Annotated in this window: 1 protein-coding gene; it reads left to right on the plus strand. The window is 68.0% G+C overall.

What is annotated here, in order from left to right:
• Window positions 1–173: 173 nt before the first annotated feature.
• Window positions 174–1,508 (plus strand): ISL3 family transposase (locus ACIHFD_RS67885; RefSeq protein WP_397375974.1); only part of this gene is annotated, 1,335 nt, incomplete at its 3' end.

The following is a 1,508-nucleotide window of genomic DNA, read 5'->3' on the forward strand; positions in this document are numbered from 1 at the left end:
GGGTCTGTCGCACTTGGCGGGGAGTGATCACGCAGTGCGACCTCCGGAAGCCGCAGCGCCCGATGGCCATGTTGGAGTAGATCGCGATCTTGCAACTCGCCGTGGATGAACACGGCCGCCCTGTCACGATCTGGATCGCCAAGATCAGGATCTTGAAGAGCGGCCGTGGAGGTATGGTGCTGCACGAGCTCACCGGCAGGGAAGTCACTCTCCTGCAGATGCTGTTCCCGCACCTGGCGGGACTTGTCCTCTCCGAGGTCGAGGACCTGGGAGATAGCGTGAAGATCGTTGCTCGTACCGGGCCGGAACCGCGGGAGTGCCACGGTTGTGGCAGGTCGGCGGTGCGGGTGCACGACCGATACCGGCGCCGTCTGCGCGACCTGTCCTGCGCTGGTCGTCCTGTCCAGGTCGAGTTGGAGGCCCGCCGGTTCATCTGCGACAACCCGGCGTGCTCGGTGGCCACGTTCGCCGAGCAGGTGGACGGGCTGACGGCCCGGCAACAGCGGCGGACGATAGGACTACGGAGCCTGTTGGAACGGGTCGCGCTGGCGTTGGCAGGCCGTGCAGGTGCTCGGCTGGCGGCTGCGGTCGGCGCGGTCGTGGCCCGATGCACGCTGATCCGGCTGGTCAGAGCCATGCCCGATCCGGAGATCGGCTTGGTGAAGGTGCTGGGCGTCGACGATTGGGCCAAGCGGCGCGGCCACTCCTACGCCAGCGTTCTGGTCGACATGGACGCTCACCGCGTCATCGACATCCTGCCCGACCGAGAGGCCGGCACGTTGGCCGACTGGCTGCGCGCCCATCCCGGAGTCGAGGTGATCTGCCGGGACCGGTCCGGGTCGTATGCGTTCGGCGCCCGCCAGGGAGCGCCGGACGCTCAACAGGTCGCCGACCGCTGGCACATGTGGGATGACCTGGGCGAATGCGTGCGGAAGACCGTCGCTGCCCACCACCGCCGCGTGAAGGACCGCTACGCCGCCCTCCAACAGGCAGTCGCCGCGGCGGCACCTGATCCCGAGCACGCGGCCGAGCAGGAAACCGTCGACCACGTCGAGAACAGAGCCCGCGTGTTGCGGGCCCGGCAGCTCTACCAGCAGGTCCAGACGCTCAAGGCCGACGGGAAGACCGTCACCGCGATCCAGCGGGACCTCGGCCTGGCCAAGGGCACCGCCCGCCGCTACTTCCACGCCGCCGGTGTCGAGGAGGTGACGACGGCACTGCTGGCCGGATGGCCGAGCAAACTCGACGACTACAAGCCCAACCTGCACCAACGCTGGAATGACGGCTGCACCAACATCACACAGCTGCACCGCGAGATCACCGCGCAGGGTTTCCGCGGCAGCTACACCACCGTCTACGCCTACCTGGTCGCCTTCAAAGGCAAGACGGCACCGCCCGCCGTCCAGGCCCCGCCGAAGGTCCGCCACATCACCAGTTGGATCCGCCGCCGCCCCGACAAGCTTGATGCCGACGAGCAGGTCAGACTCAAGGAGGTACGTGCGGCTTGC

Source organism: Nonomuraea sp. NPDC051941, from assembly GCF_044593615.1.